Source organism: Tannerella forsythia 92A2 (assembly GCF_000238215.1).
Classification (GTDB): Bacteria; Bacteroidota; Bacteroidia; order Bacteroidales; family Tannerellaceae; genus Tannerella; species Tannerella forsythia.
Genome location: NC_016610.1, coordinates 2,490,316 through 2,504,052, shown reverse-complemented (window position 1 = coordinate 2,504,052; position 13,737 = coordinate 2,490,316). Strand labels below are relative to the sequence as shown.

15 protein-coding genes are annotated in these 13,737 nt (G+C 38.6%); all 15 read right to left on the bottom strand.

What is annotated here, in order from left to right; translation table 11 throughout:
• Nucleotides 1–10: 10 nt before the first annotated feature.
• On the bottom strand, nt 11–1,006 hold the full coding sequence (gene csm4, locus BFO_RS10175) for a type III-A CRISPR-associated RAMP protein Csm4 (RefSeq protein ID WP_014225633.1): 996 nt from the start codon (nt 1,004–1,006) through the stop codon (nt 11–13).
• Nucleotides 1,006–1,644: a type III-A CRISPR-associated RAMP protein Csm3 gene (gene csm3, locus BFO_RS10170; RefSeq protein ID WP_014225632.1), complete on the bottom strand. Its 639-nt coding sequence runs from the start codon at nt 1,642–1,644 to the stop codon at nt 1,006–1,008. The genes csm4 and csm3 overlap by 1 nt, the downstream gene beginning before the upstream one ends.
• Before the next feature lie 9 nt (nt 1,645–1,653).
• Nucleotides 1,654–2,124 (bottom strand): type III-A CRISPR-associated protein Csm2, encoded by a 471-nt coding sequence (gene csm2, locus BFO_RS10165; protein ID WP_014225631.1) that lies wholly within the window; start codon nt 2,122–2,124, stop codon nt 1,654–1,656.
• Between the two features lie 5 nt (nt 2,125–2,129).
• Nucleotides 2,130–3,572 (bottom strand): Cas10/Cmr2 second palm domain-containing protein, encoded by a 1,443-nt coding sequence (locus tag BFO_RS10160; RefSeq protein ID WP_014225630.1) that lies wholly within the window; start codon nt 3,570–3,572, stop codon nt 2,130–2,132.
• A gap of 46 nt (nt 3,573–3,618) precedes the next feature.
• Nucleotides 3,619–4,149: a CRISPR-associated protein Cas4 gene (cas4, locus tag BFO_RS10155; protein ID WP_014225629.1), complete on the bottom strand. Its 531-nt coding sequence runs from the start codon at nt 4,147–4,149 to the stop codon at nt 3,619–3,621.
• 4 nt (nt 4,150–4,153) lie between these two features.
• A complete protein-coding gene (locus BFO_RS10150) occupies nt 4,154–4,390 on the bottom strand; it encodes a hypothetical protein (protein WP_052299275.1) in 237 nt (78 codons plus the stop codon).
• Between the two features lie 33 nt (nt 4,391–4,423).
• Nucleotides 4,424–5,422, bottom strand: coding sequence for a Fic family protein (locus BFO_RS10145; protein WP_014225628.1), 999 nt, complete (start codon nt 5,420–5,422; stop codon nt 4,424–4,426).
• 22 nt (nt 5,423–5,444) lie between these two features.
• Nucleotides 5,445–5,999, bottom strand: a complete 555-nt coding sequence (locus BFO_RS10140; RefSeq protein WP_014225627.1) for a DUF6155 family protein — start codon at nt 5,997–5,999, stop codon at nt 5,445–5,447.
• A 32-nt stretch (nt 6,000–6,031) separates the two neighbouring features.
• Nucleotides 6,032–8,311 (bottom strand): CRISPR-associated helicase Cas3', encoded by a 2,280-nt coding sequence (cas3, locus tag BFO_RS10135; RefSeq protein ID WP_041590864.1) that lies wholly within the window; start codon nt 8,309–8,311, stop codon nt 6,032–6,034.
• Nucleotides 8,304–9,221, bottom strand: a complete 918-nt coding sequence (cas7p, locus tag BFO_RS10130) for a type I-PGING CRISPR-associated protein Cas7/Csp1 (protein ID WP_014225625.1) — start codon at nt 9,219–9,221, stop codon at nt 8,304–8,306. The genes cas3 and cas7p overlap by 8 nt, the downstream gene beginning before the upstream one ends.
• A 19-nt stretch (nt 9,222–9,240) precedes the next feature.
• Nucleotides 9,241–10,782 carry a type I-PGING CRISPR-associated protein Cas8c/Csp2 gene (gene cas8c, locus BFO_RS10125; RefSeq protein ID WP_014225624.1) on the bottom strand — a complete coding sequence of 514 codons (1,542 nt, stop codon included), beginning with the start codon at nt 10,780–10,782 and terminating at the stop codon, nt 9,241–9,243.
• A complete protein-coding gene (cas5p, locus tag BFO_RS10120; RefSeq protein WP_014225623.1) occupies nt 10,775–11,500 on the bottom strand; it encodes a type I-PGING CRISPR-associated protein Cas5p in 726 nt (241 codons plus the stop codon). The genes cas8c and cas5p overlap by 8 nt, the downstream gene beginning before the upstream one ends.
• A gap of 67 nt (nt 11,501–11,567) precedes the next feature.
• A complete protein-coding gene (locus BFO_RS10115) occupies nt 11,568–12,191 on the bottom strand; it encodes a plasmid pRiA4b ORF-3 family protein (protein ID WP_014225622.1) in 624 nt (207 codons plus the stop codon).
• Between the two features lie 25 nt (nt 12,192–12,216).
• The gene (gene cas6, locus BFO_RS10110; RefSeq protein ID WP_014225621.1) at nt 12,217–13,017 is read right to left on the bottom strand and encodes a CRISPR-associated endoribonuclease Cas6; all 801 of its coding nucleotides are present in this window, start codon (nt 13,015–13,017) and stop codon (nt 12,217–12,219) included.
• Nucleotides 13,018–13,149: 132 nt separating this feature from the next.
• Entirely contained in the window at nt 13,150–13,734 is a 585-nt protein-coding gene (locus BFO_RS10105) for an RNA polymerase sigma-70 factor (RefSeq protein ID WP_014225619.1), read from the bottom strand.
• Nucleotides 13,735–13,737: the final 3 nt, after the last annotated feature.

Sequence of the window (13,737 nt, the reverse complement as noted above, 5' to 3'; positions counted from 1 at the left end):
AGCAAAAGTATTAAGGATTAAACGATAGTGGTAGCGGCAGAAAAAAATCTCCGCTGTATTTCCAGTACTTTTTTTCGTTTTGCGAAAAATCCAGTACATCCGGCTTTACTTTTTCGCTCATCACGGCTCCTTCAAGCAACGCAGTCGCTACTGGCAGCCTTTTGTCCGCTCTAAAACACATTCCTCCCCGAAATTTGGTTTGGTAGTATTTGCATACGTTCATGTCTTTTTCTTTGGGAAAAACCAAGGATAAGGCCACTTGATCATCTGACGGCTGATTTGTTTGAAATTCAAAATCGTGAAATTCTACGCTTTCTATATTTCCGCAACCGGTTGAGCGTTCGCCGCCGATACCGTTTGCCGCCAACAATCCGATAGTCCGGTAAAACAGTCTTTCGTCTTCATCATTCAAGTTGGTTTCCGCCAAAAAATACCAATGCACGGCATAATTTTCATTGCCTTGTAAAATCAAATCGGTTTGTACGTAGAGATTGTCTTTATCTTCAGCACCTCGAGCCTTCACCTTTTGCATATCTACCTTTTGAGAGAGAGGGAATAAAGCATCGGAACCAATTTCCTCTTTCAAAAAGATAGTCTTTTCATTAGGGCTTATACAAGGACTGTCATCCGAAAACCATTTATCCGGTGCCACTCCTTTTTCCCACACTCCTTTGGACATAAACTGTATCTTTTTGAATTTCTTTGGATTATCGGTCGGAGAAATATTTAATACGGTGGGTTTAGGCAGTAAGAATATCGTTTGCTTATTGTATTCTATGGCGTAAAAACCGGAAGAAAGACGGATATTTCCTTGTTGAAAATATTCTCTGAAAACATCCGTTTTTTCCGGACATATCTGTGCCAATGAACTGATAAAAGCCGCAAAAATGACATCGGAATGTATGTAATCGGCAGTATGAAACAGCGCAGTAGACTGTTCCCTTGCAAATTCGCCAAAATGAAAACGGCTCCCCTGCCTGCATTTTAAGATAATAGCTTTGCGCATTACTCGTATGTTTTTGAGATGGGATTTTTAATATTGCACGTTATTACTACTTTACCGTATCCTCGTGTGCCACTGCCGCCGAGATAATCGTCCTGTAAAAGATTAAGTCCTTTTTCCAATTCTTTAAGCATTTCGTTTTTATTGTCTTTATCAAAAACGTTTATCACGATTTCAAAAGAGAATACCGCTCCGGCAGGTACACGCTCAATGTTGCGTAAACCTCCACCTGTAGTTTTTCCGGATTTTCTATCAATAGTATTTTCATACTTTTCTTCTGAAAAATCTGTTTCGAGCGATGCGTTTTTATTGGTAAAAACCTCCATAAATTTTTCTACATCCAACACTGCGTCTCGAAAAATAAGTCGCGTGGGTTCCGTCCAATCTTTTTCAGCTGAACCAAACATTTTTTTGATAATCTCTTTATCCTCTTCCAATTTAAAAGCTCCGTACGATAAGCCGAGCAGGGTGCGGATTTTCCCTTTCAGCGAGCTTCCGGGAATGTAAGGTACTCCCAGTGGGGTTTTTATTACAGGGCTGTCTAATCCGCCAATATCCAAACTGCTTTTAGACCCACCAATGTGAAGCCCGGTTTTCAACAATATGGTTCCGGTAATTATGTTTTTTTCTATGAGTTTCATTTGTTCTGATTATTTTTTTGTGTGATAAAATTTGTGGTAAGCAATGATAATTTCCATTAGTTTTTTGAAGGAGTCCAAACTCTTGTCGTCTGTTTTCTGAATAAGAAGGTCTATGAAAGCAATCATTTCTTTTGCGTCTTTTTTTCCTTGTCTTGCCGCTACATAGGCCAAATTAGGCCGCAAAAGTTTCAATTCCAACGAAGAATTCACCCCTTTTATCTTGGAATAAATATTCCGCAACTGCGTGGGCGTAATTGCATTGGCATAGTCTTTTACAAATTTCTCTACTGCGTTGATGATTGTATCAACGGGAAGTTCTTTTTGCAGCCCGACATCAGAGGTGTTCAGCTGCAAAAGTTGCTCAAAAAGAGCACCTTCAAAATATTGTTGTTTTACTTTTTGAGCAAAATCTTGAAGAGAACTTTCTTCTCGTTTGTTTTGACTGTAGGATTGGGGTTGTTGTCTGAATTTTTCTGCCATATATATTAGTTTTTATAATTTTTAGTCAATAATTCCGCCCATCGCGCGGCAACAGGATATTTTAGTGCGTTGTTTGTGGCGTTCGGGCTCATGAAGTCTTGTAAAAGACTGTTTTTGTAATCATCAAAAATTCTTTCTATTAATGGTAAATTTTCCTCTTTTTTCACATTTCGTAAATAATATTTCAAACGATGCACTTTCGGCATTTCAATTTTCCCTCTTTTCACCGCATTGTCCTGCAGGTTTTTATAACCCAAGTCGGAAGACTTCACTCTTTGAATAAGTGCCCGGCTCTCGCCCTTCCGCACAAGTTCGGCCAATTGGTATGCAATACTTTTTGCCGAAAGGAATTCGCTCCAAGTAAGTGGTTCGCCAAAAACAGTAATCCGGTTTTTTCCACTTGCTTTGGCTAAATACAGTGCGTTCTCAGCCTCTTCTGCCAAACGTATCATCGGGAACTTGGCATTTACAACCACTATACCTGCCGATATTGTGATGTCATTTTCCTCTGTTTGGGAAAGGGCGCTTCTTATTTCTGCTTGGAATTTAGTAAATAGTTGCTGTATTTTTCCGGCAACATCAAAGATTATGTCCCATGCGCCGATTAAAAAGCAATCGTCGCCACCGGCAAAAACGGGATAAATGTCTCCACTATCGATATATTGCTTTAAGATTTCCTCATAAAGTGTCTTACTGAAGAAAATGTCAAATCCGCCGGAAAGTTTTTTATAGTCCGTTTTCTCTTTATTCATAAAAACAGTTCCCAGATTATCAACATCCAATTTTATGGCAGCCAATTTACTGTCGGCATTTCTAATCAATGCCCTATCCGCAATAGAATCGAAGTCGATGAGAATATCATTGTCTTTCTTAGGTAATTTGTTGAGTATATTGTTTTTAAAACTTTTTTGACTGTTTGAAAACGATACGGAAAAACCAGCCAAAGAGATATCTTGGGATTTTTCATCCGGAATAATACCGAAACCATCTGCATTTATCAATTGTTTGACAATATTTTCACACACCATATCCTCATCAGTCACCTGAAATGAAGCAGGATATATACTTTTTGACATTTTATTTTTTGCCAAAAGTTGATTTACGGCCCTGTTTTTTTCCTTGAAATTTTCATCTTCATACAGCACCCAGGCAAAATGAGTATAAATATCTCTTGTGAGAAAGTTGTGTTGCAATTCTCTCGTTTTAATAGAAATGGCACTTTCTTCAGCCTTCAGACACAACAGCAAATTTCCTCCTCCATTATAAATCACCTCCTCTACTTCAAACTCTCGTTTTAAATACTCTTCAATGATATGAGCGAGTACATAAACATAAAACGAACGAGCTTTTAAATTCTGAGCAGCTTTTTTTGACGTTGTGTCAAAGATGTAATTTTGTATCCCTGAAATATCAGCTTTTAATAAATATTTCCTTTGTTCTTTTTCCATTGAGATTTCCGATTGTTTTTATAATAAATTATGCAAATATACGGCTTTATTCTTCTCCTGCATAACAAAAATCGTAATAACTGCAATTCTTGCAAATCTTTGCATTGATCGTCGACGGGCAAGATTCGTTTTCAATAAGTGATCGGATTTCAGAAACCGATTTCTGCAACCCCTGCCGATCTTCGTCCGAGAATAGGACTTCGTCCGTTTTACGCAGTCTGGGATATTCCAAAATCCCCGTCGCGCCATCGACCCCATTAAGCTCCAGAAGCCAGAGGTAGAATTTTACTTGCCGAACATGTGCCTCTTCCACCTTATCGCTACGCTTGATTTCATGAATAACCTTATTCCGCGCATCGAAATAATCAATTTGTCCGATTAACGTAATACCTTCGTACTCGGCAGAAATGAGCATCTCTTCGTAGCGTTCGGCACGCTGCGGATAAGAGGTTTCGTGCAGCAACTTCCCGTCGTACACCGTGTCGGAAGTGTGTTCCATATTGATGCCGTTGGCAAAGAGCCAAAGCTTGCGCTTGCATACCTGATAGTAGTTGAAGTATATTCCGTTGATATTCATATTATTATGAATTTGATTTAAGTATACTGATAATTATACCAAGGTTGTAGTAATCCACTTGATAGGTCTTGTTGCCAAAAGTAGTTGTTGCAAATTTTGCAATAACTGAATTATTCCCTTGTAACAATTCCGCCATTTGGTCAAGAGTTAACCACACGGTATCATCACAAAACGTTACTTCAACCTTGGTGATACCATCAGCGGTTTGGTATAGCATAATACGGCCTGCCTTGTTTGTCATACTGCTATTCAAATTTAAACTTGTTTTGATAAATTATTGTTTTAAAACAATCCAGCAACCGTTTTTATTAGCCCCTTCGCGTTTTATTAAGCCTTGAGCCTTCATTTCCGAAATCAAGCGTTCGCATTGTCGTGAACTGATTTTCAACATCAAAGCCATTTCCCTGACCGAAACTCGTGGATTTTGTCGAATCAGCGACAAAATCTTATCAAATTGCTCGGATTTTATTCCGACATTTATTCCGACATTTATTCCGACATTAGGTATTGTTATTGAATCCTCTTGATGATGTTTTAGAGCATTGCAAATCTCTTGTAACATAAAATCTATAAAAGGAGCGCTATTCCCCGCCTTGGTACTTTGAGAAATCGCTTCATAATACTCCTCCTGATTGGCAAAGACCATATTCTCCACCGGCAAATACTCAAAAATAGGGTTTAGTTTTCCGAGTATTAGCGATTGCCACAATCGTCCCATTCTACCATTCCCATCGGAAAACGGATGAATAAACTCAAATTCATAGTGAAACACGCAACTTTTCACCAACAAATGGTCTTTGGCATCTTGCAACCATTCAAAAAGTTCATCTATTAATATTGGCACACGTTTAGCAGGCGGCGCCACATGAACAACGGCCTTGTCGGAAAAAACGCCCACTCCTGAACGGCGGAATTTACCGGTATCGTCAGTCAACGCCTCCATCATCACCGCATGGGCTTTTAGCAAGTCCTTAACGTCAAATGGATTTAATGACGAATACAAATCATACGTTCGTATGGCATTTTTCACCTCCTGTATTTCGCGCAAGGGTGCCACGACAGTTTTCCCGTTGATAATATCACGCACTTCGTCTTCGGACAGATTATTGCCTTCAATAGCTAAAGAACTATGAATGGTCTTTATTCTATTCGCCCTGCGCAACAGCAAGCCGTCCTTTTGTTCCAACCGGATGGCATACCGCTCTATCATAGCCGAAATATCGGCTATCAGATTAATGGCTTGGGGCGATATGGTGAATGGAGGGGTTGGCATACTCACTTTAAGAAATTATCTATCAGGATTGTTCTCCGTATTTATTTACGAACTCCGCATACTCCCCGTAGTATTCGTAAAACACCGCTGCAATATCATCCGCAAAACCGTATCCGCAAGGCGAAGCGTACATGACACAGTCGTTGCATCGTTTCTTGAATTTATCGAGCAACCCGTGCTTATCAATAAACGACACAGCCCGTTTGAAATTATTATATGCAGCATTATAAAAAGGCTCGTCCATATCGCCAAATTCGTAGGTAAACAGGCAAGCTGCCTCAGGCAAGGTCAGCATCACATCTGCCAACGCTTCGGGAGAGGGTTTGAGTGATGCAAATTCCGAAATGGCTTTTTTGGCAACAGAATACTTCAATCCGGATTTCATCGGATTTCTTATATCAAATTCTTTTTCAATAATGGCTTTGTACTTCTTTATCTTTTCTTTCTCATTCGGTTGAAGATAAAAATCAAAATACTCTTGGACGGCTTTACTGTTATTGTAAGCATCTAACACCACCTCGACGATTTGTTCTTTCGTGAGAGATTGAAGGTGTTTTTTGAGACTGAATTTGGACATATGTAATATTTTAAAGATTTATATATATATAACTACAGGAAGACACCATCTTCTACGAATGTTGCTCCCGTTTCATAATTATAGAAGCCTTCCCTGATTACAAAAATACTTGTTTCTTCATCTTTAACTTTAATATTAATGTCATCTATCTTATGTTGTTTTTTTGCATTATTAATGATGTAAATAGGCAATTCAACGGAATTATAGATTTTCCAATTCTGAAATTCCAAATAATTTGAAAAGAATCTCGAATCCGGTTTTTGGACAAAAACAGTATCTTGAGGCATAATGTCCCGGCTTCTCCAAAAATTCACAGAATCATCGTCTTCTGCACTTTTTTGTTGCGGATTAATAAGCCAATTCATCATAAAATAACTTTTTAGATTATTCGCATTTTCTATGGATTTTGGAGAATAATTTATTCTTTGCTCATATACCGCGTTAAGCAAATCCACTAATTCTCCCGCACAATAGCTCTTTTTTTCCAATAATTGAATTGTCTTTGATAAAGATACGCATGACGACCAAGATTTCGCATGCAAATCAAAGGAGCCATAAGGTGCCGGATATAGACAATCATCTTTTTGGGGTACCACTACATATAGTTTTCCTATTTTTGATTTGTCAAAACGACACATTCTGCCGGCACGTTGTGTTAACCTATCAATCGGACAAATGTCTGAAATCATCATATCCGCACTGATATTAATGCTCATCTCTCCGATTTGTGTCATAATTGCAATGCCGTGAGCTTTATTTTTTTCCCAGGCTTTACGTCCGAGCATGTCGATAATTTCCTTTTCTTTTCTCTCTTTATCCGGCTCTGTAAATCGGCTATGATAGAGGCATATCTCGATCTTTTCTATGACATTGTTATTATATTCTTGATACCATTTATAATATGAAATGGCTTTATCTACAGTATTGGCATAAATGACTCCATTCCTTTTTTCCGCCATCAAGATCAATAAGTCGGAAATATCATCAGGCTCTTCGTATTTACGAATATCTTTGATTATAAAACGAGGTCGGGCATTATCAGAATCATCCTCCATGATCTCACTTACGGAATATCCGATGCTTTTATATTCTATCAAGACCGCTTCCGGTAAAGAAGCGCTCATCAACAATACCGGAACATTCCAGGCTTTAAGGATTTTAAGCAAAACTAAAATATTCGCCTGCGTAAATTCATCATAAAAATCAGCCTCATCAATAACCAAGCAGGAATGAGCCATATTAAATGTTATCAGATGGTGCTCTTCTCTTGTCAATGTTAGGGCCATCAATAAATGGTCAATTGTACAAACAGTTACCGGCGTTTCGAGCAAGCGTGCAAACTCATGTATTCTTTCAGCTTTTTGCCGCGTAACTTCCCCTTTTTCAATTTTATTTTGAAATCTATTGAACCATGCGCTTGAATGATATAATCCCGTATCTGAAAGATTTTCCGCAACGCTAATAGATAAAGCATTGGATGTAAATCTTGTGGGCATGGCAATAATAAGCCTATCTGCACGTTTGTTAGTGATTTGCAATGATGCCCACAATAACGAAGCATCTGTTTTCCCTGCCCCTGTTGGTGCTCGTACTAAAAGAAGTTCTTCTTTCCAATGCTTTTCCACCAATTCTTGAACTCCTCTTTTTGAAGGGAACGGGAATTGATAATTAAAAGTTGTATGGTCTGGCACAAAATCATTGTCTTCCTTTGCACTTGCTCTATGATCCGCCAATTGTAACAAGCCTCTTATTCCCGAGAACTCATACTGAACGTTAGCAAGTTGCATTAGATCTAACGTTTCACTTTTACTATTCGATTCTTTTTGAAAAGCTTTCCAAAAATCGCCCATCCCTTCCTTTATCCATCGCTGTTCAAAGTTAAAACCTAATTTGCCATGATGGGCGGCAATGGCAGCTTGAAGGACTATCGGCATTTTTTTATTTACATTCAATAGCAAAGATTGCCATTCATGTCGCACACCGGCCAGTCTAATATTCTTACCAGCCTTATCAATATCCTGTTTAGAATAATCCCTAAATGTTCCCTTGTGTCTTTTTTGCCATTCCAAAAATGCCTCATGATCCTTTCGGCAAGCATTTTGCCATTTCTCATTCATTTTACCGTCATCATGGTATTGGCAAACAAGTTTTAGCCTTCGCGATAAACTCCTTCCGACCCGTTGCTCATATTTTTCGGCGACAAACGGTCTATACTCCAACAATAGCATACCTTCAGACACTACATTAAGCTTATGCTGCTCCAATGTAACACCTGAAGGCTTTGCTAATATTGGAATCTTGAAGTTAGGCATTGGCAAATACTTCTTGGAATGTTTTTACTTCGGCATTACTTGAAGGATCAAAAAGCGTGTTTTTTTCTAAAAAGGCCAATGCTTCTTGATATGCTTTCGCAACACTCTTTTCAGAGTTATCATCACCGATAAAACAAGTAGCGCCTCTCTCTTTAAGCTCTGCCAAAATATTTTTCTTTTCTTGTTCGTCCGCCGTATAAAATCTACTCGCCTTGCGACTTAATACGGTATCAAACACAATAAGGACTTGTTGAGGTTCTCCGCTTACCGCATTACGAGCCTGGTTAGCGTAATCATTCATCGATTTAGTAGCTTCCAAGTACAAACGAGCACGACGTTTACGTTCTTCTTCGTTTGCATGTTTAAAATATTGCGTACCTAAATTAAAGCCTCCTTCATAGGTAAATGCTTTCGAAATACTTAGCGCACTTACATCCAAGAAGAAATTCATATGCATTAGATCGTATTCACTAAATTCTTTTGTAGCTAAAGCCTGATCTTGAGAGGATTCCGTCGTATCCATTTTCAAGCGGACCAATAAGTCTCGCCCAATTTCACTTTCTTTCATAGCAACGGCAGGTGTTACAGAAAGAGGAGCTGTTCTTCGCCCGGAATAATCTCCTTTTGACGGATGCATAAATCCGCCCATATCAGCCCGTAAATCACGCTCAATTTGATTACTTACCCCATCGCCATTTGAGACAAACGTATCTCCATGATTGGGATCTGCAAGATTGAGACGATCTATCGCAGAAAACAGAACATGACGTTGCATTTGTCCGGAAACATAAACCCGACCATCCGGTCTCCTTTTAATAGATGATGCATTTCCTAATAATTTTTCACCGCCATTTGCTATGTGATTTTCAAACGGCGCAAGTGCTGTTACTAAAATTCCTTTGATTTCCATATTGATATATTTTATGTTGTTATTCTTCACTTAAATCTTCAAAATCGTCTTCTCCCATCTCGGCAGCAATATTTTGAGGTTGTTCTTCTGCCTGTTTCTTATTTCTCAGTCTTGAAAATGCAATCAGTAAATTCTTTGCACAATCAAGAGGCAAATCGCCGCTCATCGTTTTTTCCATAAACAACGAAGCAGACTCCGGGGCATCCATGCCTGATAAACGCCCTGCACGGGTTATTACCTGGGCAACCAAAGCATCCCCTGACTTGGCTGCAAAAGTAGAACTTTCCAATTCTACAAGAACTTTTGACTTTACTTTTCGAATTTCTTCCCAATAGTTGTTTGCACCCTCTCTCACTTCGGATTTGGCTGCAAAATAGGCAACTAGGTTCAGCCATTTGCCCAATTGTCTGGCTGACGTTACAATTTCAGCATCTATTCTTTCCATTTTTACAAAATATATGTTTAATAATAATTGTACTTGTTCAGGATATTCTGCACGAAAAGACAGAAAATCTTTAAATGCAGGCTGTGTAAATAACTGTAAAAAACGACTTGTAAATAAATCGAATTTTTGATATTCCGTATTAATACTCGATCGTCTATCTTGATTAAACAGTTTTGAGTAATAAAGGCTATCGATAACTGTTCTCAGTTTGGCTTTTTTAGCCATATCTACAATATAGTGGTTGTATGTAAAAGTGGTAGCATTACCATACTTAACCATATACATGGTCGCCTTTTTAAGGCTTTCCAATACTCCCAATGCTCTATCAGACACTTCTGCCTGTTTTGCAAATTCACCAATAGCTCCCAGTAATGAAACACTTCCCAATGCACTGCTTTTCGGAGGGTTTGGAAAATTTCCATTATAAATCAGAGGCCTTTTAGGTGAGATATCTTTAATTTTTCCTTGTTTATCTGTTTGAGTAACAACATCACCTGTCAATAGATCTCCGTTCAGCTTTTGTATTCGCATTTGCTTAAAAACACGAATAAAATTTACCATTTCAACAATTGGCAAGTCAGGAATAATACAGACGTTGAACATTTCCGGCTGACCTTTTTTCCCGATTTTATATTGAAAACAAGGCTTTAAAGGCGTTAATGTCGAGATGATTCCAAAACCTTGTTCTTTAATAGATGACTTAGGTTTTCCTCTCCCTATATTGCCCTTGTCAGAGAACGAAAGAAACTCCCCCGAAATCGGAACTTCCGACATCCCTATTTCTGTATTTTTTGATAAATCATCACATTTGTCATTATCCATTCCCTGTAAAAATTTTGCAGCTGCCCCCCAAAGATTCCTTGCTTGCTTATCACTTGAAATCGTATTGGGAGAAAGAAAAACTCCTTTTTTTGTATCTCCTTTTTCTATTCTGTCAAAAACATATTGTACTTTTGACTTACCTGCAATAGACCCCGACGGACGTACACGGAAAGAATTTAATCCCTTTTCTATTTCATTCTTAATATGTTCCAATGTTATTTCATTGATGGAGGATAAGTTGTTTTCCACCATCAATAATGCCTGTGCATATCTAATATAAGGATGTTCATTCATTTTTCGATAGTTTTAAATTCACCCAACCCTCATTATTGCCCAAATACCCGATATTATTCGTATCAAGGATGTCATACAACATTACAAACAATCTTTCGTCCATAAGCATCGGGATAATGTATCTACCATGCAAATGAATATACTCTCGGACAGTTGGCGTTGCATAGTACATCGGAAAAAAATCAATGTTTTCTTTAAAGAAAACCTCTAATGCATGATTATCTATCTTATCTCGATTTTTTTCATCTCGTTTTAATTTCCATTTATTTGAAATATATCTATAGTCCATGTTTTCGGTTCCGTTTGGGTGAACAACTGCATCAGCGCGACGATAGCATCTTTTCCACAGATCATTGAAAAAGCATACTTCTGAAAAATCTATGGTCGGCTGATCAATAACATCAAAGTATTCCATCAAAAGTGGAATATATGTTGAACCTTTTGTGTTACTTGAATGGGTTACCTTTTGTTTTTTCCTCAACTTCTCTATGTCTTTTTGTATTGCCCTTCTATCTTTCCAATCAATATGCCACCCTAGAACATTTTCTATTAGTCCACAGATCATTTTTTTGCTTGGAACATTAAGCGTTTTATAAAATGAGCCGGGCATCTCAGACACCATAGATAATGGAGCTAAAGGTTCTACAACAAGCTTAGTTTTAACTATTTTATGCGGTATCTTTTGTAAAACTGCTAAATCAATTTTTGACGTATACATAGTCTATTTTTTATTTCTACAAATTAATATCCTATTTTCGACAACTTCTATCTACCCAAAAATTATTTCACTTTTCTCTCTCTTTCAACTTCCATATTTCCCTTAACACCTCATTTGTTTCTTCGAGATCGAAGAAGTTTAGGTCCCATTTTTCACCCCGCTTCATACCGAGCCATTCGCGGTATTCGTTATGTTCCGGATGTTTGGGATTGTTTACGGCTTCAACCATATTATAAAAGCCGCCAATGCCCCCACAATCCTCTTCCAGGTGGGATCCTTTCCCTGCAAGACAAACCGGAAGAAGAACCGCATCGTCGGCAATATCCACCAATTCAACGATATGTCTCCAATCGTCACCAAAATCGTAGATATAGACGATCTTTTGCTTGACTTTCTTAAAATAATCGTTTAGTCGGATTTCGTCGGCACGGTAAAGTTCGCCATAAGGAAATGTCTCCGGTTCGGAAAAACTTTCATCCGGCTCATATTCTTCGTCGAAGCTGAAGGTTATTCTCGGACAACTCCCCCACCCTTTAGGAGTAAATTCAAACAGATGCGAATCGGTCCATCCGAAAAGGATTTGAATAACTAAATGAAAGTCGCCGAATGTCATCGATTCGTTTACTTTCACTTTTCTCCATATCGGAGGTTTTGCACTGCCGTCGATTTTGATTTTAAATACGAATGCCATGGAACTAATCTATTAAAATTCTATTTTATCGTTCTATTACTCTTTTTATATCTGTCTCTTTCACACAGCCGAAGCCTTGACTGCACTCTTCTCCGATGCCACTTTCGTACATGATTTTCATTAATTCAAGCGGGGCTTTCATCCTGAACCGGCACATATAACCGCGCACTTTCGTTTGCTCCGGAGTATCGGATTTGATTTTTACCAACACAGACTTAGGTTCGTTAAGCACGCTGAAATCAAAGGCCTCCTCTCCGGAATAAGGTTTTCCGTAGAATACTTCATAGCGCCTTGACAAACCGGTTAATATCGCACTGCTTGCATGAGGAGAAACAGGCGAAAGATAGTCTGATCCTCCGTTCTCACATTTCATTCTCAGACAGATCGGCGACATAGTTATAAAATCCATCTCATGGGTATAGGCCGGGGGAGGGATTACTTCTATGTTTTTCACCATAAAACGGACGGTCGATTGGCGGTCTCCGATTTCAAACGCCTGATTTGCGAAGAGGCCCTGAATAAACTTTTCGGTACTTTTCTCGGGCAGAAAAGAGATTTGCCACTCGACAGAGTCGGACAAGATACGTATTCGTTCATTCTGCGGCAACACTTGTCGTTTTTCTATTTTCAAACGCGAGAAAGTAAAGAGTTTAAACCGCCGTCCCGATTCAAGCTGAAAACCATTGTGATGCAGCCAATCCGCATATTCTTCACTGGCTTTCGAAAGAATACGATAGATCACAGCTGACTGTTCATATTGATAGTTAATGGGAAGTAAGTCGCCGAATGAACGGCGGTCTACTGTAAGTATTAACCGAAATCTCATGGCAATTTTTACTTATTCTTTATTTTCTGCAAAGATGAAAATATTTTTTCACTTATCAAAAAAATATCTGTTTTTGTCGCAAAAGGAATAAGCAATTGAAATAAATTATTTTGCGGGCATCATCTTATTCACTCACCAAAATATGATGATGTAATATTTTCTGATCGATTCGGCAATTTTCGATAAGGCTATTCTGATCTGTCCCCTCACCGTACTTGATGTAATACCGTTAAGGCGGGCTATTTCGTCATACGTATGATTTTGGTAAATATATTGCTTGAAGATGATTCTACACTTTTCAGGAAGTGTTTCTACAGCATCTGCTATATGTTTTTCGAGTTCAAGGTTCTCTATATAAGCTAATGGATGTTCTTCGGCAGTAATTGCTTGTTCACAAATGGCCATCAGTTGTTCCTGCACGTCGGAAAGCGGAAGTTCCTTCATTCGTTTCCGCTGAAGATGATTCAGACTCCTATTTTGTACGGCACGAATGAGGTAGGCCGTTACGGGAGTAGAAAGAGTGAGTCGGTGATGCCAAATATTCAGAAACACATCATTGACGATTTCCTGCGCGGCCTCCGGATCAAAAACGTACTTTGTTGCCACTGTACACAGATAGACATAATAGGCTTTATACAATTCACCAAAGGCGTTCGTATCTCCTCGATTGATACGTCGAATCACCTCTTCATCTACGATCGTGTGCGTCTGTTTCATGGA

What these genes read in the sequence shown, in the direction of transcription:
- cas4 (WP_014225629.1), bottom strand. Translation starts at nt 4,149, where the DNA reads ATGAATATCAACGGAATATACTTCAACTACTATCAGGTATGCAAGCGC.
- csm4 (WP_014225633.1), bottom strand. Translation starts at nt 1,006, where the DNA reads ATGCGCAAAGCTATTATCTTAAAATGCAGGCAGGGGAGCCGTTTTCAT.
- cas5p (WP_014225623.1), bottom strand. Translation starts at nt 11,500, where the DNA reads ATGTATACGTCAAAAATTGATTTAGCAGTTTTACAAAAGATACCGCAT.
- cas3 (WP_041590864.1), bottom strand. Translation starts at nt 8,311, where the DNA reads ATGCCTAACTTCAAGATTCCAATATTAGCAAAGCCTTCAGGTGTTACA.
- BFO_RS10150 (WP_052299275.1), bottom strand. Translation starts at nt 4,390, where the DNA reads ATGACAAACAAGGCAGGCCGTATTATGCTATACCAAACCGCTGATGGT.
- cas6 (WP_014225621.1), bottom strand. Translation starts at nt 13,017, where the DNA reads ATGAGATTTCGGTTAATACTTACAGTAGACCGCCGTTCATTCGGCGAC.
- BFO_RS10115 (WP_014225622.1), bottom strand. Translation starts at nt 12,191, where the DNA reads ATGGCATTCGTATTTAAAATCAAAATCGACGGCAGTGCAAAACCTCCG.
- csm2 (WP_014225631.1), bottom strand. Translation starts at nt 2,124, where the DNA reads ATGGCAGAAAAATTCAGACAACAACCCCAATCCTACAGTCAAAACAAA.
- csm3 (WP_014225632.1), bottom strand. Translation starts at nt 1,644, where the DNA reads ATGAAACTCATAGAAAAAAACATAATTACCGGAACCATATTGTTGAAA.
- BFO_RS10140 (WP_014225627.1), bottom strand. Translation starts at nt 5,999, where the DNA reads ATGTCCAAATTCAGTCTCAAAAAACACCTTCAATCTCTCACGAAAGAA.
- cas7p (WP_014225625.1), bottom strand. Translation starts at nt 9,221, where the DNA reads ATGGAAATCAAAGGAATTTTAGTAACAGCACTTGCGCCGTTTGAAAAT.
- BFO_RS10160 (WP_014225630.1), bottom strand. Translation starts at nt 3,572, where the DNA reads ATGGAAAAAGAACAAAGGAAATATTTATTAAAAGCTGATATTTCAGGG.
- BFO_RS10105 (WP_014225619.1), bottom strand. Translation starts at nt 13,734, where the DNA reads ATGAAACAGACGCACACGATCGTAGATGAAGAGGTGATTCGACGTATC.
- cas8c (WP_014225624.1), bottom strand. Translation starts at nt 10,782, where the DNA reads ATGAATGAACATCCTTATATTAGATATGCACAGGCATTATTGATGGTG.
- BFO_RS10145 (WP_014225628.1), bottom strand. Translation starts at nt 5,422, where the DNA reads ATGCCAACCCCTCCATTCACCATATCGCCCCAAGCCATTAATCTGATA.